This is a genomic window from Acinetobacter sp. RIT698 (genome assembly GCF_009668065.1).
GTDB classification, from domain to species: Bacteria; Pseudomonadota; Gammaproteobacteria; order Pseudomonadales; family Moraxellaceae; genus Acinetobacter; species Acinetobacter guillouiae.
This window is the reverse complement of the sequence record NZ_WJYH01000056.1, coordinates 1-26,710: the sequence shown is the minus strand read 5'-3', so window position 1 is coordinate 26,710 and position 26,710 is coordinate 1. Positions and strand designations below refer to the sequence as shown.

General features: G+C 38.3%; 27 protein-coding genes. 10 read left to right on the top strand and 17 right to left on the bottom strand.

The features are described from left to right. Positions 1–10: 10 nt before the first annotated feature. Together GJV03_RS18590 and GJV03_RS18585 are read right to left on the bottom strand one after the other, a co-directional pair. Positions 11–652: a TonB family protein gene (locus tag GJV03_RS18590; RefSeq protein ID WP_154130790.1), complete on the bottom strand. Its 642-nt coding sequence runs from the start codon at positions 650–652 to the stop codon at positions 11–13. Between the two features lie 97 nt (positions 653–749). Continuing rightward, positions 750–1,064, bottom strand: coding sequence for a hypothetical protein (locus GJV03_RS18585; RefSeq protein ID WP_004724597.1), 315 nt, complete (start codon positions 1,062–1,064; stop codon positions 750–752). A 312-nt stretch (positions 1,065–1,376) separates the two neighbouring features. On the opposite strand from GJV03_RS18585, the gene GJV03_RS18580 reads away from it, so the two are divergent. The 7 genes from GJV03_RS18580 to GJV03_RS18550 all read left to right on the top strand — a co-directional run bounded on the left by GJV03_RS18580 (position 1,377) and on the right by GJV03_RS18550 (position 6,719). Next, positions 1,377–1,961, top strand: a complete 585-nt coding sequence (locus GJV03_RS18580; RefSeq protein WP_105714109.1) for an aminodeoxychorismate/anthranilate synthase component II — start codon at positions 1,377–1,379, stop codon at positions 1,959–1,961. 18 nt (positions 1,962–1,979) lie between these two features. Then, positions 1,980–3,026, top strand: coding sequence for an anthranilate phosphoribosyltransferase (trpD, locus tag GJV03_RS18575; protein ID WP_004724601.1), 1,047 nt, complete (start codon positions 1,980–1,982; stop codon positions 3,024–3,026). Positions 3,027–3,044: 18 nt separating this feature from the next. Next, positions 3,045–3,851 (top strand): indole-3-glycerol phosphate synthase TrpC, encoded by an 807-nt coding sequence (gene trpC / locus GJV03_RS18570; protein ID WP_004724604.1) that lies wholly within the window; start codon positions 3,045–3,047, stop codon positions 3,849–3,851. A 192-nt stretch (positions 3,852–4,043) separates the two neighbouring features. Then, positions 4,044–4,745, top strand: a complete 702-nt coding sequence (locus tag GJV03_RS18565; protein ID WP_034611770.1) for a Smr/MutS family protein — start codon at positions 4,044–4,046, stop codon at positions 4,743–4,745. 126 nt (positions 4,746–4,871) lie between these two features. Beyond that, positions 4,872–5,420, top strand: coding sequence for a GTP cyclohydrolase I FolE (gene folE / locus GJV03_RS18560; protein ID WP_171064926.1), 549 nt, complete (start codon positions 4,872–4,874; stop codon positions 5,418–5,420). 76 nt (positions 5,421–5,496) lie between these two features. Then, positions 5,497–5,856 (top strand): cupin domain-containing protein, encoded by a 360-nt coding sequence (locus GJV03_RS18555; protein ID WP_105714108.1) that lies wholly within the window; start codon positions 5,497–5,499, stop codon positions 5,854–5,856. Positions 5,857–5,972: 116 nt separating this feature from the next. Further along, positions 5,973–6,719: a hypothetical protein gene (locus tag GJV03_RS18550; RefSeq protein ID WP_154130789.1), complete on the top strand. Its 747-nt coding sequence runs from the start codon at positions 5,973–5,975 to the stop codon at positions 6,717–6,719. Positions 6,720–6,888: 169 nt separating this feature from the next. Here GJV03_RS18550 and GJV03_RS18545 read toward each other — a convergent pair whose 3' ends face one another. The 4 genes from GJV03_RS18545 to eat form a co-directional block, all read right to left on the bottom strand. Next, entirely contained in the window at positions 6,889–7,758 is an 870-nt protein-coding gene (locus GJV03_RS18545; RefSeq protein ID WP_105714106.1) for a metal-dependent hydrolase, read from the bottom strand. 474 nt (positions 7,759–8,232) lie between these two features. Beyond that, positions 8,233–9,048, bottom strand: a complete 816-nt coding sequence (eutC, locus tag GJV03_RS18540; protein WP_004724616.1) for an ethanolamine ammonia-lyase subunit EutC — start codon at positions 9,046–9,048, stop codon at positions 8,233–8,235. Between the two features lie 15 nt (positions 9,049–9,063). After that, positions 9,064–10,446: an ethanolamine ammonia-lyase subunit EutB gene (locus tag GJV03_RS18535; RefSeq protein ID WP_105714104.1), complete on the bottom strand. Its 1,383-nt coding sequence runs from the start codon at positions 10,444–10,446 to the stop codon at positions 9,064–9,066. Between the two features lie 2 nt (positions 10,447–10,448). After that, the gene (gene eat, locus GJV03_RS18530; protein ID WP_004724619.1) at positions 10,449–11,879 is read right to left on the bottom strand and encodes an ethanolamine permease; all 1,431 of its coding nucleotides are present in this window, start codon (positions 11,877–11,879) and stop codon (positions 10,449–10,451) included. A 310-nt stretch (positions 11,880–12,189) separates the two neighbouring features. Here eat and GJV03_RS18525 point away from each other — a divergent pair, with 310 nt between their 5' ends. After that, complete coding sequence (locus GJV03_RS18525) at positions 12,190–13,023, top strand: helix-turn-helix domain-containing protein (RefSeq protein ID WP_151956760.1); 834 nt, start codon at positions 12,190–12,192, stop codon at positions 13,021–13,023. A gap of 100 nt (positions 13,024–13,123) precedes the next feature. Here GJV03_RS18525 and GJV03_RS18520 read toward each other — a convergent pair whose 3' ends face one another. The 4 genes from GJV03_RS18520 to hemE form a co-directional block, all read right to left on the bottom strand. After that, a complete protein-coding gene (locus GJV03_RS18520; protein WP_154130788.1) occupies positions 13,124–15,070 on the bottom strand; it encodes a DUF4105 domain-containing protein in 1,947 nt (648 codons plus the stop codon). 169 nt (positions 15,071–15,239) lie between these two features. After that, positions 15,240–15,710: a DUF3015 family protein gene (locus tag GJV03_RS18515; RefSeq protein ID WP_151956758.1), complete on the bottom strand. Its 471-nt coding sequence runs from the start codon at positions 15,708–15,710 to the stop codon at positions 15,240–15,242. Positions 15,711–15,853: 143 nt separating this feature from the next. Then, the gene (locus GJV03_RS18510; protein ID WP_105714099.1) at positions 15,854–16,660 is read right to left on the bottom strand and encodes a DUF817 domain-containing protein; all 807 of its coding nucleotides are present in this window, start codon (positions 16,658–16,660) and stop codon (positions 15,854–15,856) included. A gap of 21 nt (positions 16,661–16,681) precedes the next feature. Then, positions 16,682–17,755, bottom strand: coding sequence for a uroporphyrinogen decarboxylase (gene hemE / locus GJV03_RS18505; protein WP_034611784.1), 1,074 nt, complete (start codon positions 17,753–17,755; stop codon positions 16,682–16,684). 542 nt (positions 17,756–18,297) lie between these two features. Here hemE and GJV03_RS18500 point away from each other — a divergent pair. Further along, positions 18,298–19,527: a L,D-transpeptidase family protein gene (locus GJV03_RS18500; RefSeq protein WP_004724632.1), complete on the top strand. Its 1,230-nt coding sequence runs from the start codon at positions 18,298–18,300 to the stop codon at positions 19,525–19,527. A 174-nt stretch (positions 19,528–19,701) separates the two neighbouring features. Then, positions 19,702–20,391: a pirin family protein gene (locus GJV03_RS18495; RefSeq protein WP_154130787.1), complete on the top strand. Its 690-nt coding sequence runs from the start codon at positions 19,702–19,704 to the stop codon at positions 20,389–20,391. An 81-nt stretch (positions 20,392–20,472) separates the two neighbouring features. Here the strand turns inward: GJV03_RS18495 and GJV03_RS18490 are convergent, their stop codons facing one another. The 7 genes from GJV03_RS18490 to rutA form a co-directional block, all read right to left on the bottom strand. Beyond that, a complete protein-coding gene (locus tag GJV03_RS18490; RefSeq protein ID WP_105714097.1) occupies positions 20,473–21,225 on the bottom strand; it encodes a class II aldolase/adducin family protein in 753 nt (250 codons plus the stop codon). 325 nt (positions 21,226–21,550) lie between these two features. Continuing rightward, positions 21,551–21,790 (bottom strand): hypothetical protein, encoded by a 240-nt coding sequence (locus GJV03_RS18485; protein WP_004724636.1) that lies wholly within the window; start codon positions 21,788–21,790, stop codon positions 21,551–21,553. A 473-nt stretch (positions 21,791–22,263) separates the two neighbouring features. Further along, complete coding sequence (gene rutG, locus GJV03_RS18480; RefSeq protein WP_154130786.1) at positions 22,264–23,622, bottom strand: pyrimidine utilization transport protein G; 1,359 nt, start codon at positions 23,620–23,622, stop codon at positions 22,264–22,266. A gap of 24 nt (positions 23,623–23,646) precedes the next feature. After that, positions 23,647–24,216: an NADH-dependent FMN reductase RutF gene (rutF, locus tag GJV03_RS18475; protein ID WP_154130785.1), complete on the bottom strand. Its 570-nt coding sequence runs from the start codon at positions 24,214–24,216 to the stop codon at positions 23,647–23,649. 91 nt (positions 24,217–24,307) lie between these two features. Further along, a complete protein-coding gene (gene rutC, locus GJV03_RS18470) occupies positions 24,308–24,691 on the bottom strand; it encodes a pyrimidine utilization protein C (RefSeq protein WP_151956754.1) in 384 nt (127 codons plus the stop codon). 88 nt (positions 24,692–24,779) lie between these two features. Further along, on the bottom strand, positions 24,780–25,556 hold the full coding sequence (rutB, locus tag GJV03_RS18465) for a pyrimidine utilization protein B (protein WP_154130791.1): 777 nt from the start codon (positions 25,554–25,556) through the stop codon (positions 24,780–24,782). A 5-nt stretch (positions 25,557–25,561) separates the two neighbouring features. Beyond that, on the bottom strand, positions 25,562–26,674 hold the full coding sequence (gene rutA, locus GJV03_RS18460) for a pyrimidine utilization protein A (protein ID WP_151956753.1): 1,113 nt from the start codon (positions 26,672–26,674) through the stop codon (positions 25,562–25,564). Positions 26,675–26,710: the final 36 nt, after the last annotated feature.

The window sequence follows — 26,710 nt, the reverse complement described above, 5'->3', positions numbered from 1 at the left end:
AAGAAATAAACTATCCTTCATTAGCTGAAACTAAAGAAAAAGTAAATTTTTTTGTCTTTCTAAGTGGATATGGTTTGCCATTAATACTTAATGGGAGAAAACTTGCTTTTTCTCGAAATTCGTTTAATACATAATTATCCAATTTAGTTAATCCGCTACTTTCAGTAATCTCGGCTTTAGTTAATTTCCCATTATCATCAGCTTCTGCATAGATCGTTATTGATCTATCTTCACCCTTTAAATCTGATTTTTTTACAAAAATCATTGGTTCACTTTTATATCTCACTTCTCTTGAAACATTAAATTGAAAAGGCTGCTTTGCACGAGCTGGGTAATTGGTTTTCTCTTCCCCTTCATTCCAAACTCGTAATTTAGATATTTGAACAGCCCTTAATACTTTATGATCTAATTCTTCCAGTCCACTACTTTTAAACACCTCAGCGTGTTCAACCTTGCCACTCGCATCAGTTTTAAATGAGATTACGACATTCCTGTCATAGCCGTCTAATAATTCATTTTTAAACGAGACTTTTGGTGCTCTCATCCACCTGACTAACATTGTATTATTTGTAATTTTTTGCCCTTCTTGAGCTTGAACGTTTGATCCTAGATAAAACGTAAGTGCAATTAAAACTATATTTAAAATTTTCATATAAAGTTCGCTTAAACTAGTGTTTTTATAAGTCTATAAATTTGACTTTTGGGGTGTAAAAAACCACCCTCAGTTGGTTTAATAACTTTAGATTAACTCATTCAGGTTCAATATTTCTTTCACAATCTTCTCGCCACTCATTTGCATAATTCTCAATAGCTTGCTCTTTAGCAAAATCAGTAGCGTATATTTGATATTGTTTTGCATTAGAAATCATATCAATGAGTAGTAAAGATTGGTTTTCCGATAACTTCCCACTTGTAGCTTGTAGATAATTTTCTATATCGAAACCTTGTTGGTATTCGGTCATTAACATAGATGCCATATTTTTCATAACCTGACAAGCGTCCTGTTCATATGCATATACAGTTGTGCTTGAAAGTAAAAATAAGAATAAAAATGTTTTTTTCATAATAAATTCACGTTTTATTTTAAAACAAGATACTAATAATTAATTCAAAAAGGAACCTTCGCTTTGAGATCGAATAAATAACAGAATCACCTCCCTCATCAAAAGGAGGATGTGCTTAGTTTCTGGTTAAATAGTGATGTGAATGAAGCTGTAGCCACAAAATGTAAAAAATCTGCTAAAGTAGCCGCTTAGATAGCGGCTTTTTGTAAAAGCTGTTGTTTAAATAGACACTTAGCAAAGTGAGTAACATTGTGAGTAACTTCACAACCAGTCTACACATTAAGCAATATATTTCAAAAGGTTAAGTTTGATATGCTTCTAATGATCGATAATTACGATAGCTTTACGTATAACATTGTCCAATATTTTGGCGAGTTAAACCAAGACGTTAAAGTTGTTCGCAATGATGCCGTGACCTTAGAGGATATCGAACGATGGCAACCAAAGTACTTAGTGATTGGTCCTGGTCCTTGCTCACCCTCTGAAGCAGGAATCTCTATCCCTGCAATTCAGCATTTTGCAGGAAAAATTCCAACACTCGGTGTATGCCTAGGTCACCAAGCAATTGGTCAGGCTTTTGGCGGTGAAATTGTTCGCGCCAAAACGGTGATGCATGGTCGTTTATCCGACATGTATCATAGTGACCAAGGGATCTTCAGCAACTTACCTTCTCCATTTTCAGCAACACGTTATCATTCACTCGTGATTGATCAAGCCAGTGTGCCTGAATGTCTGGAAGTTACTTGCTGGACCAATGAACCAGATGGTTCTATCGAAGAAATTATGGGTGTCAAACATAAGACATTGCCAATTGAAGGCGTGCAGTTCCATCCAGAATCCATTCTGAGTCAACATGGTCATCAGATCTTTAAAAACTTTTTAGAAATTTATGCTTAATATGCGTAGTACAAGATAATGAATATTCAACAAGCTTTAAATAACATCACTAAAAATATCGAACTCACTCAACCTCAAATGGAAGAAGTGATGCGTACCATCATGCGTGGTGAAGCCACAGATGCCCAAATTGGTGCATTTATGATGGGACTTCGTTTAAAAGGTGAAAGTATTGACGAAATCACCGCTGCCGCACGTGTAATGCGTGAGTTTGCAATTAAAATTGATGTGGGTGATATCCCGCATTTAATTGATATTGTTGGCACTGGTGGTGATGGACAAAACCTATTTAACGTCTCTACTGCCTCTTCATTTGTTATTGCGGCAGCAGGTGCAACTATTGCAAAACATGGAAATCGTGGTGTTTCTTCTAAATCAGGCTCGTCTGATCTTTTAGAACAGGCTGGGATTAACCTTGATTTAAATATGCACCAGACAGAACGATGCATCCGTGAAATGGGGGTTGGCTTCTTATTTGCCCCAAATCATCACAAAGCAATGAAATATGCGGCTGGTCCTCGTAAAGAATTGGGCTTCCGTAGTATTTTCAATCTCCTTGGCCCGCTTACGAATCCGGCTGGGGTACGTCGCTATGTGATTGGTGTATTTTCTACAGAATTGTGTCGACCATTGGCCGAAGTTTTAAAACAACTGGGGGCTGAACATGTCATGGTGGTTCATTCTAAAGATGGCTTAGATGAAATCAGTTTGGCTTCCTCAACTTATGTTGCTGAATTAAAAAATGGTGAAATCACGGAATGGATGATTCAACCAGAAGATGTAGATATTGAATCTCAAACCTTAACTGGTCTTTCTGTTGATAGTGCTGCTGAGAGCCTAGCATTAATCAAAGATGCACTCGGTAAGAAGAAATCAGCAAAAGGTGAAAAAGCAGCCAGTATGCTGGCATTAAATGCAGGTGCTGGTATCTATGTTTCAGGTCTGACCAAGAGTTATAAACAAGGTGTCGCTTTAGCACATGATATTATCTATGGTGGGCAAGCTTTAGAAAAAATGGGCATTTTGTCTGAATTTACCAAAACACTCAAAGAGTATGAAGCTTAAGGATTAGAGGACGTTATCATGGTGGATATTGCCAATACAATGTTGGGTAAAATTGTTGATCGTAAATACGAAGAATTTGCTCAACGTTTAAAACAACGTAGTTTAAACGATGTTGAAGCGCTTGCCCAAGCTGCAACGCCTGTGCGTGGTTTTGCAAAATCTTTATACAGCAAACGCCCAGGTGTAATTGCTGAAATTAAGAAAGCTTCGCCATCAAAAGGGGTGATTCGTGAAAACTTTAACCCTGCTGAAATTGCTCAACAATACCAGCAAGCCGGTGCAGCCTGCTTATCTGTTTTAACAGATTTAGATTTCTTTCAAGGTGCTGATGAAAATATTCAGATTGCACGTAGTCACTGTGAATTACCTGCGCTACGTAAAGATTTTTTGATTAATCCATACGGCGTTATCGAAGCACGTGCTTTACATGCCGACTGTATTTTATTGATTGTGGCTTGTTTGTCAGATCAACAACTTGAAGAAATGTCAAAGACCGCATTTGAGCAGAACCTTGATGTTTTGGTTGAAGTTCATGATGAAGCTGAACTGGAACGTGCATTGCAACTTTCAGAGCGTTGTTTACTGGGTGTGAATAACCGTAATTTAAAAACCTTTGATGTCGATTTAAATACCTCATTGCGTTTGAAGAAGTTACTTCCACCATCACGTTTACTGATCACTGAAAGTGGTATTGCAACGCCAGATGATGTGCGCATGATGCAAGAGCATGATATTCATTCATTCCTTGTGGGTGAAAGCTTTATGAAGCAACCACGCCCTGATCATGCATTTAATGCGTTGTTTGGTCTGCCTGAAACAGTGTAATTAAAAGTCAAAGGGTGAGTTCGCTCACCCTGTTTTCATATTTCTCCCACTCATCCTATAAATTTTTAAATTCCCAACATTCAAGTCACGATCAACGCAGATATAACGGTGTGAATTCAATTCAGTTCAAATTTGACAAGATTCAGACTATACTGAGCGCCTAATACCGTCCATTTACTGTTTTTTGCAATTATGAGTAAATCTGATTCCACATTCTCTAAATCACAGCTTGATTTATTAAAACAATTCAAAAAACAAATCACTCCTCCGCATTCTTCAAAAGTTGCAGTGCAACCTGAAAGTAAGAATGCACAAGTAACAGCACCTGAAGAGTTAGATGATGCTGATTTGTTTAAAACCGCACTCGGCGGTGTAACCAAACTCGATAACGGCAATATTGCCAAAATCGAGCGTAGTGATTTGCGCAAAAAACCAGATGCAAAAACCCTTGCCAAACGCGCGGCGGCTGAAGGTGCATTTGAAATTAATGATGCAGAATTGTCAGATACTCAAGCGATTTTAAATCCTGTTGCAAGTCAGGCGGCTTTAAGCTATCGCATCGCAACACTACAACATAAAGTTTTTGAAGACTTAAAAGCTGGTAATCTACGCTGGTTTGAAGCTGTTGATTTACATGGTTGTACTGTTGAAGAAGCACGCTCTGCTGTATTGCAAATCATTCAAATGGCAAAAGATGAAAACCAAAATGTCATTAAAATTGTCCATGGCAAAGGCCCAGAAGCCATACTCAAAACTTATGTGAATGGCTGGCTTCGTCAACATCGTGATGTTTTAGCTTTTGTCAGTGCTCCTGAAAAACAAGGTGGCACAGGCGCAGTTTTGGTTTTACTGAAACGTGCTGAAAGAAATCCAAAATCAAATGGAAATCCATGATCATTTGTTTTAAATGATCAAAACTCTCTTAAGTGTCGGTTTATCTTGTAATTAGAAAATATTATTCATTTTTCTGATACAATGCCGTCCTTGTTCAAACCGTATAAGTGAACACGTTTTATGTCTATGCAGCAATCCTACGCGAATATTTTAACTGCCGTTGGCGAGGACTTAGACCGTCCTGGTCTGAAAGATACGCCTATGCGTGCGGCTAAAGCTTTTTCGTACTTGACGTCTGGCTATAGCAAAACGCTGGAAGAAGTGACCAATAATGCGGTCTTCCCTTCTGATAATGATGAAATGGTCTTGGTAAAGAATATCGAATTTTATTCGTTATGTGAGCATCATTTATTGCCTTTTCATGGTCGTGTACATATTGCCTATCTCCCTTCTGGCAATGTTTTAGGACTGTCTAAATTTGCCCGTATCACAGAAATGTTTGCGCGCCGTTTACAGATTCAAGAACAGTTGACCAAGCAAATTGCAGATGCAGTGGCTGAAGTTACTCAAGCACGTGGTGTTGCGGTGGTGATTGATTCAGCGCACATGTGTATGATGATGCGTGGTGTCAGCAAACAAGAATCGACCACACGTACCGTGTCATTTGTCGGTGATTTTAAAACAGATAAAGAAGCACGTCGTGAGTTTTTATCTGCCGTGCCTGAAGCGCATTAAGACTAATCATTCAAAAAGCAATATAAATAGCAAAGCCTCATTTTATTGAGGCTTTATTTTACGATAGGGTTTTACAATGTCTTTAATTTGGTTGGCAGGTCATGGTTTAACGCACAGTGAAACCACTATCGATTATCCTCGTGCAGAGCGATTGGTTAAAGGAAATCCCAAACGACTCACGCAAAGTTTGTATGAACATCCCAATATGAATTGTGGTATTTGGCAATGCGAGGTCGGTGCATGGGATATTCAATTTGCAGACAATAAACAGGAATTTTTTCAGCTAATTGAAGGTACTGTACGTTTGCATGATAAAAACACATCATCATTTGTAGAAATTAAAGCTGGTGAAGCAGGAATTATCCCACCTTCATTTATCGGTACATTTGAAGTGATTGAAGCAGTTAAAAAATATTTTGTTGTGGTTGAAGTTTGAATCAGTAAAACTTGTGATTTTTTTGCTTTCCTATAGCTTATATTTGTAAAACATTCGCTTATTGTCCACTTAAAACTATATGATTTAAATTATCTCAGCCTTATACCATATTTTAAATGAAAAATTTACTGATCTTGATTTCAGCGTTAACTGCCACTAGCGCCTTTGCCGACAATCTAAATGCCAACGAATTAAAAGATGTGCAAAGTGTCATTAAATTATTTAAAAATAAAAATATCACCGCGATTTCAAACAACATTACCTATCCCTTACATCGTGAAGAACCCATCCCAAGTATTGCCAATGCAACCCAGATGAAACAACGCTTTAACCAAGTGTTTGATACTCAACTTATTCAAGAGATCGCCAACTCAAAACCATCACAATGGGAAAGTATGGGTTGGCGTGGTGTGATGCTCAATGGTGGCACAATATGGTTAGATGGTCATAAAATTAAAGCCATCAACTACAGTAGTGATGCTGAACAAAAATATAAAGCACAACTGATTTCACAACAGAAAAATCAATTACATTCATCAGTTAAAAATTTTAAAACACCTGAATTGCAGTTTAAAACCGCCAAATTTCAAGTGCGTATAGATGCCATGCCCAATGGTAAATACCGTTATGCATCTTGGGGAACAAAACAGTCCCAAGCTGCAAAACCTGATCTGATTTTAAATCAAGGTCGTGTTGAAATGGATGGTTCAGGCGGCGATCACCACTACATTTTTAACAGTGGTACATATCAATATGTGGTTTATCGTAATGTTTTAGGTTCAAATGAAACAGCAGATGTCACATTAGAAGTCACTCAAAAAGGCAAAAAGATCCTTTCTCAAGCAGGCACATTATTTAAATAGTTTGTATCAATGATTGGGTTGAATCATTTTTCTCAAGTTTTTCTAATTCATACAGATTTAAAGCTAGTCGAGTAAATCACCATGATGATCTACTCGATAAGCTGTTCAAAATCATGTGCTGTGCGATATATCACAAACACACAGACAATCCTTTAAATATGATATTTGATTATTTTTTTTCAGCCAATTGATAAATCAATTGTTCCATTTGTTGCATGTATTGACGATTCTCATGGTCCCACGGATGGAAGTTTGGACGGAAATAATCGATATAATTTCCCAATTGCTTTCTCAATACGCCTATGCCACCAAAGGTATAATGATAGGTCTTTTTCCAGCTAGATAAATCACTTAACTTCCCTTCTCCTTTAACAATGGTCAAGAATACAGGAATCACTAAGCCCCAGAACACAATCGTTGCGACCACCAATCCAAAACTACGAACAGCATAGGCATAAGGACCATGCCCCATTGCGGTATTCCATACATCAAAAGCCACAGCTTTATGTTCTGTTTCTTCAAAAGCATGCCAACGCCAGATATTGGCATAATGTTCTTCAGCACCTTCAAATAACTCAGGTGTCCGTAATACAGAATCTGCCAATAAAGCAGTAAAATGTTCTAATGCAATTGTTCCACTGAGCCAAAAATATGCAGGTAAGTGCTGTTTAAGCAGACCAAAAATCTCTAAAACCAATGCTTCAAATTTTGGTGCAATCGGTGAGCGTGCAAATAAGGCTTGGTTATATTCTTCATGCTCACGTCCATGCATCGCTTCTTGACCAATAAAAGCCGTCACCGCTTTTTGTAATTCTGGGTCTTGGACTAAATCACGATGTGCCCTTACCGCATCAATAAAGAAGCGTTCGCCAATAGGCAAGACAATAGAAAATGTATTTAGCAATGCGGTAAAAATTGGACCTGCGGTGGTATGCCAATCTGCGATTCGCTCTGCGGGTAAATTAAATCTGACATCACGGCGAATAGGTAATGGCTCATGATACACACTCGATTTAATAAATTTTTTTAAAATGCCCATGGTTGATCCTACCTCTGGCTGATTATCATTTTTTTAATTTAGCTGGTGCGCTTATTAGAATTTTACTTAACTGGGTTTAATTCCATAGGTCATTTCGACTCATTTACATGTCATTGCATCCCTTTTTTCTGATAGTTCGATCGAATTAGTTTCTCGAAGCATGTCGATATATGCTTGCGATACCATCAACAGCATGATCTAAATTGTGCAAAAAGTGGATCGTCAAAATGTCTTTTTCAGTTCAAAAATAGACTTTGCTGAAATGACGCATCAAGCGTATTCAATAAAAAACGCCGAGTCATAACAGAAATTAAATGTAGGATATTTCAGAGAAATACACTTAGTTTTTTGATTTATTTTTTCTAAATTTAAAGGTTTATACAACGCTTAAGCTTGAACAAATACTCATGTATTCAAAAAGCAATGCCTTAAACATCAAGGCACTGCTTTGTTCAAGATATAAAAATTTAGCCGTTAGAATAATAATTTTTTAGGATGCTCATCGCTTTGTAATGGAACAACGTGGTCATCTTTTAAATCGACCCCTGAAAGTTGTAATTTAAATGAATTACGCATCAATGCCATCAAACGTTGTGTGGCAATTTGAATACTCAGCCCTGCAGGTCGTACATTGGAAATACAGTTTCGGCTTGAATCCATACTGCCTTTTCGCGCTTTCCAAGTGTAATACACCCCCATACTGTCAGGTGAGCTTAGACCAGGCCGTTCGCCTATCAACATAATCAATAAGGGTGCATTAAAACTTTGTGCAACTTCATCGCCTAATGCCACACGACTCCCAGTTGCAAGCACAATCGGCGCCAGTTTCCAGCCTTCAGCATCAATATGTTCACGTAAGGAATTGATATAGGCAATGGCATTCTCTTCTATTGCTCGTGCTGATAAGCCATCACCAACCACGATACATACATCATATTGCTGTGGGTGCTGTTGCACATAAGTCGTGAGCTGAGTTTGAGCCTGTTCCGATAACTCACGGCCCAAATCGGGACGTTTTAAATATACTTCTTTGTCGGTTGCTTTACTTTCCACAATGAGACTTTCAAATTTTAAATCTCTAAGCCGAGCTTGCATATTTTCAGTATCTAATTGGTGAAAAACAGCATCTTTGGCCTGTGCATGAGAGAGTTGAAACTTAAGCAGTTCTTGAGTTGGAATGCTACATCCTACTCTTCCCATCGCAATACGAGCATCAGTATATTGTTTTAACTTATGCCAAGGATCTTCATGAAAGCCATTTGGAAAAGTTTCAAGTTTTGAGAGTTTCATGGTTTACTCTCCTTTTTATGATAATAATTTAGCAAAGTTTTTTGGCATACTGCTTGGCCAATGAATTTGCCGTTGTTCTTGGTGCAAAATTCCTTGCTGATCTAACCAAGCCGAGAACTCAGGGGCAGGTTTTAATCCCATTAACTGGCGTAAATATAAAGCATCATGGAATGATGTGGTTTGATAATTCAACATCACATCATCCGAACCTGGAATTCCCATGATAAAGTTAATTCCCGCAGCACCAAATAGCGTGAGTAACACATCCATGTCATTTTGATCTGCATCCGCATGGTTGGTATAACAAATATCACAACCCATAGGTACACCGAGTAATTTGCCACAGAAGTGATCTTCCAACCCTGCACGAATAATCTGCTTCCCGTCATACAAATACTCTGGACCGATAAACCCAACCACAGTATTGACCAATAATGGATTGTATTTACGTGCCACGGCATAAGCTCGTGCTTCAATAGTTTGCTGGTCCACACCATGATGCGCATTACTGGATAAGGCACTGCCCTGTCCAGTCTCAAAATACATGACATTTTTACCGATTGTTCCTCGGTTGAGTGCTAAAGTCGCCTCATAACCTTCCTGAAGTAAATCCAAGGTAACACCAAAGCCTTCATTGGCCAATTGCGTACCCGCAATGGATTGGAACATTAAATCAATTGGAATATTACGTTCTGCAAGTTGAATCCCAGAACTGATATGGGTTAACACACAAGATTGCGTAGGAATTTCATATTCTTGAATAATATGGTCGAGTAACTTCAATAACTCTGACAAATTATGTAAGTTGTCTGTGGCAGGATTAATTCCTATCACAGCATCACCATTACCATACATCAAGCCATCCAATAGGCTGGCCGAAATACCCAATACATCATCGGTTGGATGATTTGGTTGTAAGCGGGTTGATAAATGACCTTTTAAACCAATCGTATTGCGAAATTGCGTCACCACTTCACATTTACTTGCAACCAAAATTAAATCCTGATTACGCATAATTTTACTCACAGCAGCAACCATCTCTGGCGTTAAACCCATGGCTAAATTGGCCAATTTTTCAGAAGTTGCATCTTCACTCAACAACCAATTGCGAAAATCACCCACAGTAAAGTGCGCAATTGGCGCAAACAAATCAGCACGATGCTCATCAATAATTAAACGCGTAATATCGTCTTTGTCATAGTCGATAACCGTCTCATTTAAAAAAGTTTTTAACGGGACTTCTGCCAAAGCCATCTGTGCTGCCACACGTTCCGTTGCATTACTGGCAGCAACACCTGCCAACTCATCACCAGAACGTAATGGAGTAGCCTTAGCCATTAAGGTTTTTAAATCTTGGAAAATATATTGTTGCTGAGCAACGCTATAACGATAACTCATAATTATAATTCCTGTTCTGCTGCCTTAATGCTGGCAAATTCTTCTTCTGGTGTGCCTGAAATCAGATGATGACGACTATAAACAAGAAAATAGACAATGAAGACCACATAGATACCCAAAGCGATAAACCAGACTTTAGGATCAACCAGGAAACCCGCAACCACGGCGACAATTGATAAGATCAACGCAATACTGGAGGTAAAAATACCACCAGGTGTTCGATATGGACGATACACATTAGGTTGTGAAATACGTAATTTGATATGCGCCATCATCATTAAAACATAAGAAATCGTCGCACCAAATACCGCAATCAAAATCAGTAAATCCCCCTGTTTGGTCAATGACAATAAGAAGCCAATAATCCCCGGAATAATCACGGCTAAATATGGTGATTTATTTTTGTTGGTCAATGATAAAGACGTGGGTAAATAACCCGCACGAGAAAGTGCAAAAATTTGCCGCGAATAGGCATAGATAATCGAGAAGAAACTCGCGATTAAACCTGCTAAGCCAACAAAGTTTACAAAGTTCGCCAACATGCCGTGCCCATATACTTTAACCAGCGCATCCACCAAAGGTGCACCTGAATCTTTAAGTACACTTGCACCTGCTGCACCTGCACTCAATATTAAAATCAAGATAGCAAAAGCAGCCAAGATCAGCATTGCACCAATCAAACCGCGTGGTAATGATTGAGCCGGATCCTTGGCCTCTTCTGCAGCTAAAGGAACACCTTCTACAGCAAGGAAAAACCAGATTGCATACGGTACTGCTGCCCAGATTCCTATATAACCTTGGGGTAAAAAGCTACTCGCACCAGCTTTAGATGAGTCAACTGCAATATCGAATAGATTGGCACTGTTAAAGTGAGGAATCATCGCAACAAGGAATACCACCACTGCAACCACTGCGATTGCGGTAATCACAAACATGATTTTAAGTGCTTCACCTGCGCCTTTTAAATGAATCCCCATAAAAACCAAATAACAGATTAAATAAATTAACCATCCACCCACTCCAAATAAGGATTCACAATATGCACCAATAAAGGTCGCGATTGCTGCTGGAGCGATGGCGTATTCGATCAGAATCGCTGTTCCTGTTAAGTAACCGCCAAATGGTCCAAAAGCCATACGAGCAAAACTGTATCCACCACCTGCTGTAGGAAGCATGGTCGACATTTCTGACATCGACAGGCATATACATAAATACATAATCGCAGCAAAAATCACTGCGACAAACATACCGCCCCAACCGCCTTGTGCGATACCAAAGTTCCATCCAGCAAAGTCACCTGAAATCACATAGGCAATTCCTAAACCGACCAAGAGTAACCAGCCAACAGCACCTTTTTTTAATTCTCGTTGAGCAAAATATTCTTTGGAATCTTCTGTTTTTACGATAGTTGATTGTTCATTTCGAGCGTCCATCATCGTTCCTTTTTAATTTGCCTTCTTTTGTATAAGCAAAAAAAGTGCCTTTCCTTGGATGACGTCAATGTTTTTTGTTCAATCCCATGAACATCACGTCTTGTCAGTTGTTAAAAACTGCTTTTAAATGAATCTATCAAACAAAGGTAGGAGAAAAGTTGAATAGCCCACATCATAGAGAATCGGAAAAAGTTATTGAAAATTGAATAATTAAAAGAAAAATAATGAAATTTATATATTTTATTTACTTTGTTATTTGTTTATTTAATTTAAGATATTATTTAGTATATATGCATAAATGGATTATGCGATGGACTCAAAACCACCTGCTAAAAAACCAACAAGCAAAAAGGAAAATTTAACCCCTACCCAAGCAAACTCACGTTCCCAGCAAGCATTACAATCCGCACTGATTCAATGTCAGCAGGATTTACTCAATACGGCGCTGCTCGCTGCTGTTGTTATACAAATCAGAGATATGCAACAAAATCTACTGTGGTGTTCAGTGAATACAGATCAATTCGCAGGATTCCAACAAGATCAGGATTTAGAAACAAAGCCAGAACACTATATTTATAGTGCGCCTATTCTTGATTTAACATCAGGGGAAGCCTGTGGTGAAGTGGTTTTATTTCACAGCTTAAATCAAGCAAATATTTTTGGACAATTGGCTGTTACACAATGCGCCGAGATCATTGCACAAAAATTATATACACAGCCCTTTAATCGTTTAACCATCCATGCGTTTTCAGTACCACAGAAAATAATGATCAATGATCAGTCGATCCTTTTAACGCCACGACAATTTGAAATCATCTGTATTTTGATTCTAAATCCTATGGGTTTAACTTTAGAGCAGTTACATATTTATCTCTATGGCGATGAACAGATCAGTTTAAATACGCTTAAATCTGAGATTTCTTATTTAAAAAATAAGGTTGGCGAATTAATCTGTGCAAGAACCTATCAAATACAGGCAGAAATTCATGCGGATTTTAAAGAGTTGGAAGATGCTGTCGATGCCGGTTATCTTGATACAGTCAAGCAACTGTACCAAGGTGATTTCTTTATAAAAACCAAAAGCCCTTTTCTAAACAATTGGCAGCAGATTCTAAGTATGAGGATCAATAATCTACTCGTATAAACATCCTTGGCTTGCGATCGATTAATACCTATCTCAACATGTCATTCTCAAAGCTCTACTCTCGAAATGACATTCAAAATCCAATTTGCCAGATCCATCTTTAAAAATAATGTACAAAACCTAAACCAATTTTTTGCCAATCGAGTTGGTTTTGTTGTTGGTATTCCCAATTGACGTTTAATGAATTTTGACGATTGAGCGAATATTGCAGTGTGCTCTGGATACGTAAATTCCACTCACTTGAATCTTGCCAATAAGGTAATTCAACTTGAACAATACTGTTTAAACGATCTGACCATATGTTTTGACAGCCCAATGTTGGTCCTAGTCCAACACGCCAGCCTTTATCCAATGATGTACCTGCTTGAAGCTGTGTTTGCAATTCCGCATAACAGAGATGCTTACGATCATCATCTGCAAGGGTATAACCAGATTGGGCTTTTGCACTGACCACGCCATGTTGTTGCTGGTCAGTAAATTGTCCATTTTGAATGGCTTCTTGCTGCCAACCCAAAGTAAAACCCCATGTTATTGGCATTTTAAACGGGGTAATGGGGTTATAAGAGTTTACTGTTAATAAGTCGAGATGTTCGAGTTTAAGACGATCATCTCGCCATTGTGCTGCACCATCCAGAAACAACAATTGTGTGCCTGTACGGAAACCGCCCTGTGGATCTTTTAGTTCGTGATAGGCCTGACGATGACCAATTTGTACAAATTTTTCATTCTGAACCTCACCCGCTTCCACGGACCACTTACGTGAATCATGTCCATTGACTGGATCAACTTTCGGACGCTGAGGTGCTAAGCGTTGTTTCTCTATAGGGATTTGACTACGTAAGCCTAAGAGTTGTCTAAAACGCGGTTGAGTAAAGCTTGCATCGACCTGACGAGCAACGAATTGTAAATATAAATCGTCATAGGCCATTTCTAATATTTTTGCACGATCTTGATCATCATAATCAGCGATAGCCGCTTGCATCTGTTGTGGTTCTAATAGCGCAATTGCATGGGCTTTTTTTGCCAAAGCATGACCATGTTGTTTGGCCTGCGAATTTAATTGTGTTTCTAACGCTGGACGATATACCGCTTCTCGTACTAATCCCTGTTGCTCTACGGCTTTAATAGTTTCAATCGGGATCGCTGCATATGTAAATTGCTTGCGTAAATTCGAGCTTGGACGGACTAAATCAATCAACCCCAATAAACGATAGGCACAATTATCGCTGACAAAATAATAAGGAAAACTGACTTTTTGCATTTCCCAAATATGTTTTACCAAAAAAGCGGTCTCTTCAGGATTTAAATTCAGTTCATATTCCCAAAGATCACGGCTTTCAAAATCACCATATTCTTTCACTTTGCGATAATAAGGCATTAAAGAATATTCGCCAGGATATTTCCCAACTAACCCTTTCCATGCATAAGACCAATTATCATCGCTGTTTACTGTGGCTGCATAATTCACAGCATAAGAGACTAAGTTGAGCTGCTTTTGATCTTTAGGATCGAGACGAAGCAAGGTATGTCCAAACATTGAGCTTGGATTGCCCATAAAATCAGTCGCATAAATTAAGGTCACTTGGTAGGGTTTGATTTGTGCATACCATTGATCAAACTCAGTACAGGACACAACGGGTAATTGTTGTTGTGAAATATTCAGTTGTTGCATCAGCCATTGACTACGTGCAGGAAATTTACAACGAATGGATTGATTGTCATCGGCGACTTGAAATAGTGCAGTGATATCTGCATTCATTTCATTTTGGATGTTCTGTCGACCATCTTGAGCAAAAAAATAACCTGAATAACTGACTTCGCTTTGATTTGTGTTTTTGTGACCTGCATTTTTGTGATTTAAGTCTTTAGCAGAGGCATCTTCAGCATAAAGTAAACGTTTCCATGTAATATGACTGGCTAATTGTTTTTGTTGTGCTAGTTTTAATGCGTTTTCTAATGCCTGCTGATTCTCTAAAAGTGATTCCGCATGCAAATGAACGGTAAACAATGAACTGAGTAAGCTTAAACTAAGTGCTAAATATTTCATTCAATCATCAATTTATATAGATATATTATAAAACTGCGCAATTAAAAAATGTCGGCTCAATACAAAAGTTCGCCCAATGTTCACTCATGCTTGATTCATTTTTCAATAATATGTGTTTGATAAAATTTAAATAAAAAAACCCTGCAACAAGGCAGGGTTTTTGACGCAATTAAACGTAAGCTTTTAATACTTCGTCTTTTGCCATCACTTGTTGAAGTGAAGCTAATACTTGTAGAGAATTTTGATTTTCTGCTGAATAAATACTTGCAAAGTTTGACTTCGCTACAGCATTAAAACGTGCTTTATCTGCATCTTTAACGTTTAACAATGAAGCAAGTACGTTAAGACTTTCACCTTGTCCTACAGCCATATCACGTGCAAGTGCTTCTGAGTTTTCATTGGTAAAGGTCACAACTTGCGCAGTCACTTTACCATTGCCATTACAACCTAAAGTACCAAACGTAATACCTAATAATTGGTTAGTTAAAAGACCATTGGTGGTTGCCGCTAAAATCTTAGGTATTTTTCCAGATTGACCAGCCCAAACTTGCGATCCTAAACCACAACCCACATCTGGATCAGCCATAGCAACACTTGAACCCGTAGCCAATACAGCAGCCAAAGCGATTTTTTTTAACATATAATTCTCCAGAATTTTCATATGCATTGTTTTAATTCAACATATGTAAATTGTTATTTTCCTTAATGTGTAAGTTTGATTACACCTATTTAGATTTATCACATAAATTTAGATAAGCAAATCTAAATATGACAATTACGGAATTATTTATTGTACTTTTTTAGTGACCATTCACCCTTTTTATTGCGATCTCCGAGAATTTCAAGTACTAAAACCAGACTCAAAAGTAACAGTAAATACCACGAGCCAAGCTTACCCCACCCCACCATATGCCATGCATCCACCTGACTCGGGTACAACCAAATTTTATTAAAAGTACTAATATTTTCAGCAACCCAAATTATAAATGCCAAAACAACTAATACCGGTAACATCGGAAGCTGAAATTCATGCTGTTGTAATTTAAAGCGAATTTTTGTTTTCCAAAAAATTACCACACTCCAAATGAACAATACATTACGAAAATCTGGAATAAAGAATTTGCTCATAAAATTGATATATGACAATACTGCCAGACTCAACATATTGGCAAAACTAGGCAAATTTAAAAAAGAAACCTGATACAAACGCAGTGAACGTGCAAAAAAACTACCGACTGCCGAATACATAAATCCTGCAAATAAAGGCACAGTCAAAAGTTTAAAAACGGCAGGTTGCGGATATTGCCAAGAGGCAATTTGCGGGTGTGTTAAAAATATTTCCATAGCCATGGCCATGATATGAAATAAAGCAATAACTTTCGCTTCTGCCCAGGATTCTAATTTTAAATACAATAAACAGGCTTGAATGATCAACGCATATAACAATAAATAGTCATAACGAAACAAACCATAAAATTCATGGCTGCCCATGCTTGCCGTAATGACAAATGCAATCAGCAATAAAATACCAAATAAGGCAGCCGATGCTGCCTTAAATAAAAATTCATATAATGATTTAAAATAGATCATAAATGCATTTACAACAATAAGTTAACCTAAATATTTGGCACTGTATTGGTGTACAGTGTCAATAAATGCTTTTGGTTTTTCAGGATCAACCCATTGTGTAATACCATGACCTAAGTTAGCGATATAACCTGTTTTCTCACCATTGGCATATGCATCATCCAACATGGCTTTGGTTGCTTTTTCAATAGAATCAGCTGAACCATACAATGTTGCAGGATCTAGATTTCCTTGTAGCGCTGCTCGTCCATTGACTGTTTGGCGAGCCACGTTTAATGGGGTTGTCCAATCTAAGCCAAATGCATCTGCACCTGTAGCAATCATTGGCTCTAACCATTGACCACCGCCTTTGGTAAATAAGATCACAGGTACTTTACGCCCTTCATGCTCTCGTTTTAATCCTGCAACAATTTTCTGCATATATTTGAGTGAAAATTCTAGATATTCACGATGCGCTAATGCGCCACCCCAGCTATCAAAAATTTGTACAGCTTGAGCACCTGCCTCAATTTGAGCATTTAAATAGTCAATTACAGCATCGGCTAAACGATCTAATAAAGCATGTAAAACTTCAGGTTGTGCATACATCATCTGTTTGGTAAAACGGAAGTCTTTGCTTGAACCACCTTCCACCATGTAGGTTGCCAAGGTCCACGGACTTCCCGAAAAACCAATTAAAGGCACTTGACCACCCAAAGCTGAACGAATGGTTGAAACTGCATTCATCACATAAGCCAGATCAGATTTGGCATCGAATTTGGGTAAATTTGCCACATCCTGTTCAGTACGAACTGTTTTATGGAATTTAGGACCTTCACCTGTTTCAAAATAAAGCCCTAAACCTAAAGCATCGGGAACAGTCAAAATGTCTGAAAATAGAATTGCGGCATCAAGCTCATAACGGCGCAAAGGCTGTAAAGTCACTTCACAAGCAAATTCTGTATTTTTACAAAGAGAAAGAAAATCACCTGCTTTCGCACGTGTTTCACGATATTCTGGTAAATAACGTCCAGCCTGACGCATCATCCAAACTGGAGTCGTATCTACAGGTTCACGCAATAAGGCACGTAGAAAACGATCATTTTTTAAGGTCGTCATTTACTTTCCCAATCAAAAATTAAATTCGCCCCATCATAGCAAAAAGGCCTGCTACATAACCATTTCTAGAAAATTTTTCTCAATAAAGTTTAGGGTCTGTTGACATTTCATAAATGGCTTGCGTTGTAGGTTAAAATTGAGCAGGCAAGGCATGAAACAAAGAGAATAGCGAGACTATTTTCGAGTTTCATAACGTAGGCTGAGATAATTTTAGCCACAACCCTTCGGGACTAGCGTGTTTTTTGCCGCTACGTCGTTACGAACTACTCATTTAGAATGACTAAATTTCATACTCCGTGCCTAGTATCGCCTAAAAAACACACGTAGTCGCAAACGTAGACGAATTGTCAACAGACCCGATTTTATAACTTTGATTTAAATTTCGTTTGGTATACGAAAATAAAACAAAACCAGCTGACAGAGAAAATGTCTATAGAAAAAAATGATTAACACAAAACAAATACTGCAACACCTTATAATTTCTGCAATACTTACACAGATTTTTAGTCATAAATTATGAATAATTCTTAAGGTTGATCTACATGTTCGTTCGCTCAATTCTTGCTTTGAGTTTAAGCTGTTTATTAACAGGTACAGCTTTTGCTGCATCTACAGCTGAGCAACCTCTAACGCCTAAAAAAGTTGCTGCTCCCGTTGAAGATCCTATTGATCCACTTGCTATTGACAGTTCTGCTTCAAGTGTAGAAACACAGATAAGCCAGCAAGAGCAACAAGACTTAGACAAAGCTGCAAACACGCTACAAAATTTAGAAAAAACTGAGGATAAAAACTCAGGTACTGCTATTGCCCCATCGGCTCCACAGACCACGACTGCAAAAACGGCAAGCAATCCCAACGCGCCTAAAGCATCTTGGACTTTAGATGGAATCAACAATGCAGAATGGTACGAAAATATTGGCAAGGGTCAATTCCCTGTCTATGCTCGTGCCCATGTCATGTTAAATAATGCACATGCTTCACCTGGTGCAATTGATGGTTCAAGCGGTATGAATACGCTGAAAGCCATTGCTTCATTCCAACAAATGAATGGCATTAAACCAACGGGTGAGCTGACCAAAGAAACTTGGGATGCATTAATTTCTCAACAAGGCAATAAACCTGCTTTTGTAGAATACACGATAACTGCTGAAGATCTAAAAGGTCCTTATGCAAAATCAATTCCACGTGATTATGCTTTACAAGCAAAAATGCCAGGTTTGTATTACACCCGTGTCACCGAAATGCTGGGTGAAAAATTCCATATGGATGAAGAGTTCTTAAAGAAACTTAATCCTAAAGCAACATTTAACAAAGTTGGTGAAAAGATCGTTGTCACCAATATCCGTAACGAATTGCCTGAAAATATCCATTTAATTGTGGCGCATAAAGGCGCGAAACAATTGTATTTATTTAATGCGCAAAACCAAATGGTCGGCTCATTCCCTGCCACGATTGGTAGTTCTGATACGCCATCGCCAACAGGAACGTATAAAGTTACCGGTGTTGCACGCAACCCTTGGTATAGTTACTCGCCAAGTAACTTTGTACAAGGCAAAAACTTAAAACCATTATCATTACCACCTGGTCCAAATGCCCCTGTAGGGAATATCTGGATTGGCTTGAGTAAGAAATCATTTGGTATTCATGGTACGCCAAACCCATCTGCAATTTCGAAAACAGCTTCACATGGTTGTATTCGTTTGACCAACTGGGATGCCAATGACTTAGGTAAAAAAGTTAAATCAGGTGTAACGGTTAAATTCCTAGAATAATCTTATACTTGATGAAATGAAAACCAGTGTGCATACACTGGTTTTTTTATTGCAAAAGATAAAAAACTGATCGTTCTAAAAACAAAACAATATGTTGCTATTTTGCTATTTCATCCCAATTACTTAAATATTAATATTCACTCATGTTAAAAAATAAAGAATTGGAGACTTGAGATGAATACTTTTTTACATCACAGCGAAAACCGTGGTCACGTAAAAATGGGTTGGTTAGACACCAAACATAGTTTCTCTTTTGGTAGCTGGTACGATCCTAAATATATGGGTGTTGGTTCTTTACGTGTAATCAATGATGATACCATTGCAGCACATAAAGGTTTCGGTACTCACCCACATGACAATATGGAAATTTTGACCTGTGTACTCAAAGGTACCATTTCACACAAAGACAGTATGGGAAATGAACGTCATATCCATGCGGGTGAATGGCAATTGATGAGTGCGGGTACAGGTGTACAACACAGTGAAATCAACCAAGGTGATGAAGCCGTTCATATGCTACAAATTTGGGTGATTCCAAATGTTCAAGATGCTAAACCAAATTATCAACAAATTGAACGTGATCCTAAAAAATCACCTAATGAATGGCAATTGATTGTGGGGCCAAATGACAATGCGCCGATGCATATTCGTCAAGATGCTGAAATTAAAGCGGCATATTTGGAAAAAGGTCACACACTTGAAGTGAAAGCAACCCAAAAATTTAACTATGTACATGTGATCGACGGTGAAATTGATATTGCGGGTCAAGTCGTTAAAGCAGGTGATGCTTATTTATTTGACGAAGATTCAACACTCACTGCACATGAAGATAGCCAGTTTATTTGGTTTGATTTAAACAGCTAATCCGTATGCAATAAAAAACCTCCGTATGTAATATATGGAGGTTTTTTATGTCGAGCTTATTGAATAAGTTAGCAGCAGTGTTTAAGCACAATAATTTTTTTTCTGATCTTTAATCAATGATAGAGCAGCATTCCAAGCGGCCTGAATAATTGGTTCAGCAGCATCACTTTCAAATTGCTTCACCGTATATTCACATATTTGCTTACTCGGATAATGAAGTTTCGAGCTACTCATGGCTTTGATCTGAACTTGACAAGCCCGTTCTAAAAAGTAAATTTCGTGAAATGCTCTTGCGATACTATTACCAGTGGCGAGCAAACCATGATTACGTAAAATCATGCAACGGTAATTGCCCAAATCCTCAACCAAACGCTCTCGCTCTGCGGTGGAAAACGCAATGCCCTCATATTCATGATAAGCAATATTATTATAAAATTTCAGTGCATGTTGCGATAAAGGCAATAAACCTTTTTCTTGTGCAGACACCGCAATCCCGTCTGCCGTATGGGTATGAATAACACAGTGAATATCATCTTTGGCATGGTGTAAGGCAGAATGAATGACGAAGCCTGCGACATTGACCATCTTCCCTTGATCATAATCGGCCACGATATTCCCTTCATGATCAATCTTCACCAAATCTGATGCTTTCATCTGATCAAATGTCACCCCATAGCGGTTAATCAGAAAATGATCAGGCTCATGCGGGACACGTAAACTGATATGGGTATCAATCAAATCGGTCATTCTATAGTGAGCAATCAAGCGATAAAGGGCTGCCAACTGACAACGTGCTTCCCATTCAGCTTTATCAATATGCTTTGGACGTTTCATCCTAAAATCCTTTTTATTGCCAATGTATAAACATCATTACTTTTAGCGAGTGTTCAACAAATTAACAAGTTTTAATTCGTGAATGATAACTAAAGCATCAATTTCGGGGTTGCATAATATAAAAAATCCAAATCAATAATTGAATATTGATTTGGATTAAAATTATTAATTATCATATTTTTTATTATTATTTATATTTATCAAATTATTATAATAAAGATTTATATTTTGTTTGTTCTTATTAAAATAAAAAATTAAATTATTATTTATTTTAATTCTTCATTATTGTTATAAAACGCCCTCATTGGTTGTTATAAGAATAGATTTAAATACTGAGCTGATAGAGCAATTTTTTACCCTTAAAAGTTAAATCCTTAATAAAAACAATATCCCTATTATCTAAGTAAGAAATAGCATCATCAATTTCAATGTAGTCTTCATCAATCAACCATGAAATATCCAATTCGTTTAAATCAACCATACCGACTAAGTAAATAGCCTGATTTTTATTTTGTCGATTTTGAATATTTTTTAGAATTTCGCGTATCTTAATCCAGTCTTTCATATTTTAAATCTCATCGTGCTTACAGGTTCTATTATATTTATTGGAGAATTAAATACTAGATAGAGAAATGCCCTATGCGACAAAATTTGTCGCATAGGGCATCACTATAAAAAACCACAATATCTGTATAAATTTCATCCATAAATATGGATAAGAATTTCCCCTACAATCGCTTTAAAATTGCAATATGAAAGCTTGAATTCACGCCCTATATTCTGTTCTCGTGCTTATAGTCAAACAAGGAAAAATCACATCTGCTTGTGGCACTTCTTACAAACTCACTGCAAGCGTCCCAATTTTTATGCATATGATTGGCCTTTGCAAAATCACGATTTCATACTTTCACTCGTGTACAAACTTTTGCTCAATGAGATGTCATACGTAATCCCATTCCCCACAACCAATGAATGCCACGCTTTTCACGGTAAAATCTGCTGTTTAATCATTTGAAGTCACAATCTTATCCCTTTGCCTTAAGAAGACTGCGATAAGGACTCTTCAGCATCACTTGATTCTAGCTTGATCTCATCAGGCTGTTTTTCTCCACGATTTAAAAATAGATTTAATAAAATTGCGGCCAAAGTTGCTGTACCGATTCCACCAAGATCAAATGAACCAATATGTACACTAAAATTACCTGCCCCCATGATCAAGCTGACCGCAGCAATAATTAAGCTACTGTTTTTAGTGAAATCAACTTTGTTATCAATCCAAATCTTTGCACCAGCCACTGTGATTAAACCAAACACCACAATTGAAGCACCACCTAAAAGCGCAACAGGAATAGTACTAATTACAGCTCCAAATTTAGGTGATAAGCCCAACAAAATGGCAAAGATCCCAGCAATCACAAAGACAGTCGTTGAATAAATTTTAGTGACGGCCATAACCCCAATATTTTCAGCATAGGTGGTCATGCCTGTCCCACCAACAGAAGCTGATAAACTGGTACATACACCATCGGCAAAAAAAGCACGTCCCATATAAGGTGATAAATCACGGCCTGTCATTGCAGATACTGCTTTAAAGTGACCTAAATTTTCAGCGACCAGAATTATTGCCACGGGCGCAATTAACAGCATGGCATTGGCATTAAACGTAGGTGCAACAAAATGTGGTAGGCCTAACCATGCAGCATTGCTAATGACTGCAAAATCGATAGCTTTGCCAAAGCCCATTACATTGGCAAGGATAAAATATAAGACATAGGCACAGACCAAACCCAACAACAATAATAAGCGACGCATCATGCCTCGGGTAAATACAGCAATCGCACTGATACACAGAATGGTTAGAATTGCCATCCAAGTATCAAATGAATTTGCTGAAACACTTTTAATGGTGACGGGTGCCAAATTTAGTCCAATGATCATCACGATTGCACCCGTAACAATCGGTGGCATCAACTTTTCAATCCAACCTGTTCCAGTCTTCATGACAATTAAACCAATCGCGGCATACACTAAGCCACAAGCGATGGTCCCCCCCAAAGCCAAGGCAATATTCGGATTTGATCCCACTCCAGCATAGCCTGTTGCAGCAGCGACAGCACCAATAAATGCAAAACTCGATCCGAGATAACTTGGCATTCTTCCACCTGTCATCAAGAAGAATAGAATCGTGCCAATACCCGTGATAAATATGGTTAAATTGGGATCAAAGCCCATTAGCAAAGGGGCAAGAACCGTTGCACCAAACATTGCAAAAGCATGTTGCAAGCCCAAAACAATACTTTTTCCAGCAGGTAAATATTCATCAATTTGCACAGGGGTTTGATCTAAATTTCCTGTGTATGGTTTAAATGATGTAAACCATGGTTCTTTTGTCGCCATTTTCTAAGTCCCCATATTGAGAGATCAACATACATTTTGAGGTTCACAGTAACTGCGTTTGAAATATAGAAGCGCATTTAAACTTGGGTTGTGACGAATTGCTTTGACCTGACAAAACAATACATCATGACTGCCGACCACTTGACTGGATACCACTTCACAATCAAATGAAATTAGGGCGTTATCTAACACGGGAGAACCTGTCACCAGTTCACTCCATTCAGCTTGCGCAAATCTGTGTTGCATCGGTGTTTTGCCACCAAAGAGATTCGACAATTCGGCTTGATTTGAACCCAATGTATTGACACATAAAACTTTATTTTCAGAAAAAGTGTGATATACCGAAGCAGTCCGATTGAGACATACCAATAAGGTTGGAGGTGAATCCGTTACACTACACACTGCAGATGCAGTAAAACCTGCCTGCCCTGCATTACCTTTGGTGGTGATCACATTGACCGCAGCACCTAGATTAGACATACCTTGTCTAAAAATAGCTTGATCGATTTCTAAATGGACATTGGCTTCACACGGCGTGTTAAACTCAATTATTTCACCAGCAAGTGCACTTTCCTGTTTGATCATTTGCATCATGACGCTCCCACCCCAATGCGCAAATGTTCATTGAGGTTAAAATTCTTTTTGAAAAAAATGATTAAAACGCATAGACAAATCTAGACATGCTCTATCCCACATGTGCGACAGATGCTATTTCTACTAAGGCTTCAGGTTTAACCAGTCCGACTTGTACACAATATCGAGCGGGTTTATCATTGGGAAAATATTCAGCATAGACCACATTTACTGCGGCATAATCCGCCCAATCTTTGACGAATATTGAATTAAACGTAACATCATCCATCGTCCCACCTGCAGTTTCGATGACGCTTTTAATGGTTTCTAAAATATGCCGGGTTTGCCCTGCGGCATCACCGACACACACCACATCATTATTTTCATCAAAAGCCAACGTACCTGAGACATAAACAATATTGTCTGCCTTGGTTGCTGGCACATAAGGTGCTAGGGGCTTAGCTGTACCTATTGGGATCACAACTTGTTTCGACATTTTAAATTCCTTTATTTTTCCTTAAAACATCTTCGCCATAGACTTCAATACTAGATATGGCAATAGACAAATAACCAGTTTAAAACCACTAAGCCGATTGACTGAAAGTCACAGAATTTGGCTGTGCCTGTTGAGTATTAAAAGTCTTTACAAATGACGCCGTGTCAGACACCCATCCAAAAAAAGTTTGAATGTTATATAAGGCTGCCTCTTGCGCTGTTTGAGGACCCGCTTGATAACATGCATCTTTAAGCGCCACACCAAAGTATTCCAAGAAAAAACCATCTCTGAGGGTTGATTCCACACAAACATTGGTGGCAATACCCACGAAAACTAAATTTCGAATACCACGGGCACGTAAAATGCTGTCCAGCGCTGTATTAAAAAAGCCGCTATAACGTGGTTTCTCGATCACAATGTCTTGAGCTTGAGGCCTTAACTCATCAATTAATGCAAAATCCCAACCTCCTTTTGCCAATAATTTGCCTTGTAAGTCAGGATTTTTACGCATGGTTTTTAAGGCATTGGATTTATGAAAGTTAGGAGAACCTAGGCCACCTGCTTCTACATATTGCTGATCCCATCCGTTTTGGAAATAGATCACTTGGATGCCCGCGGTATGTGCTGCATCAATGCTTTTTTTAATATTGGCAACCACAGGTTGAGTGGCTGAAACATCAAAACCAGCCAAATCTAAATAACCACCAATTGAGGTATAGGCATTTTGCATATCAATCACAATAAGCGCCGTTTGTTCTGGTGCAAGCTGAATTGATTCTGGTTCTGCTTTTAAAACTCTGCCCGTTCCTGCATGTGCGGTAAAATCTGTACAGACCAGATGTTCTACAGCTTTAGCGTCATTCATCATACTCATGCGCTTTTCTCCAAAATGGGTTGAGCTGATTGATAGCTTGCAACAACCTCCTGACGGCAAGTCATCAAGGGCTGAATACGTTGTCCAAAATCCTCAACCCCTTGTATAAAATCATCAAAAGTTAAAAGAATCCCTTCAGTACCTTGAATTGTAGAAATTTGGTCCAGCATCTTAGCCACATTTTCATACGAACCAACGATTGTTCCCATGTTGATATTGACGGGGGAAACACTTGAAGCCATTTGACGAATATTGGTATCTGTACCCGATGTTTGATCTTTACCACCTTGGTTCATTAACCAATTAATCGCCTCTAGATCTGCACCTTGGTTATAGTTCTCCCATTTCGCCATGGCGTGTTGATCTGTCTCTGCGGCAATCACCATAAACAAAACATAAGTTTGTACATCTCTTCCAGTTTGGTCGGTATGTACTTTTAAACGGTCATTGATTTCAGCGTAGGCGGTTGGTGTATTTAACCCTTTACCAAAGACAAAATTATAATCTGCATATTTTGCAGAGAACGCTAATCCCGCATCAGACTGGCCTGCACAAATAATTTTCATATCTGCTTGTGGCATTGGCTTTACTTGGCAATCCTCCATTTGGAAGAACTCGCCTTTAAAATCAGATGCTCCAGTTGCCCAAAGCTCACGTAAAATTTCGACATATTCAGATAAATAATCATAACGTTTAGAGAAATAATCATTCCCTGGCCATAGTCCCATTTGGGTATATTCTGGTGGTTGCCATCCCGTCACAACATTTAGCCCAAAACGTCCATTTGAAATTGAATCAATCGTTGACGCCATACGTGCCACGATGGCTGGCGGCATCACCAAAGTCGCGGCTGTCGCAAAAATTTTAATTTTACTGGTGACTGCGGCCAAACCTGCCATTAATGTAAACGTTTCTAAGTTATAATCCCAAAATTCAGTTTTACCACCAAAACCACGCAGTTTAATCATGGACAATGCAAAATCAAAACCATAATGTTCTGCACGCTGTACAATCTGTTTATTTAACTCAAATGTTGGCTTATATTGCGGTGCATTTTCTGAAAGCAACCAGCCATTATTTCCAATCGGACAAAACACACCAATTTTCATAGCTAAACCTCACTGGACAAAAAATATTCTAAAAAA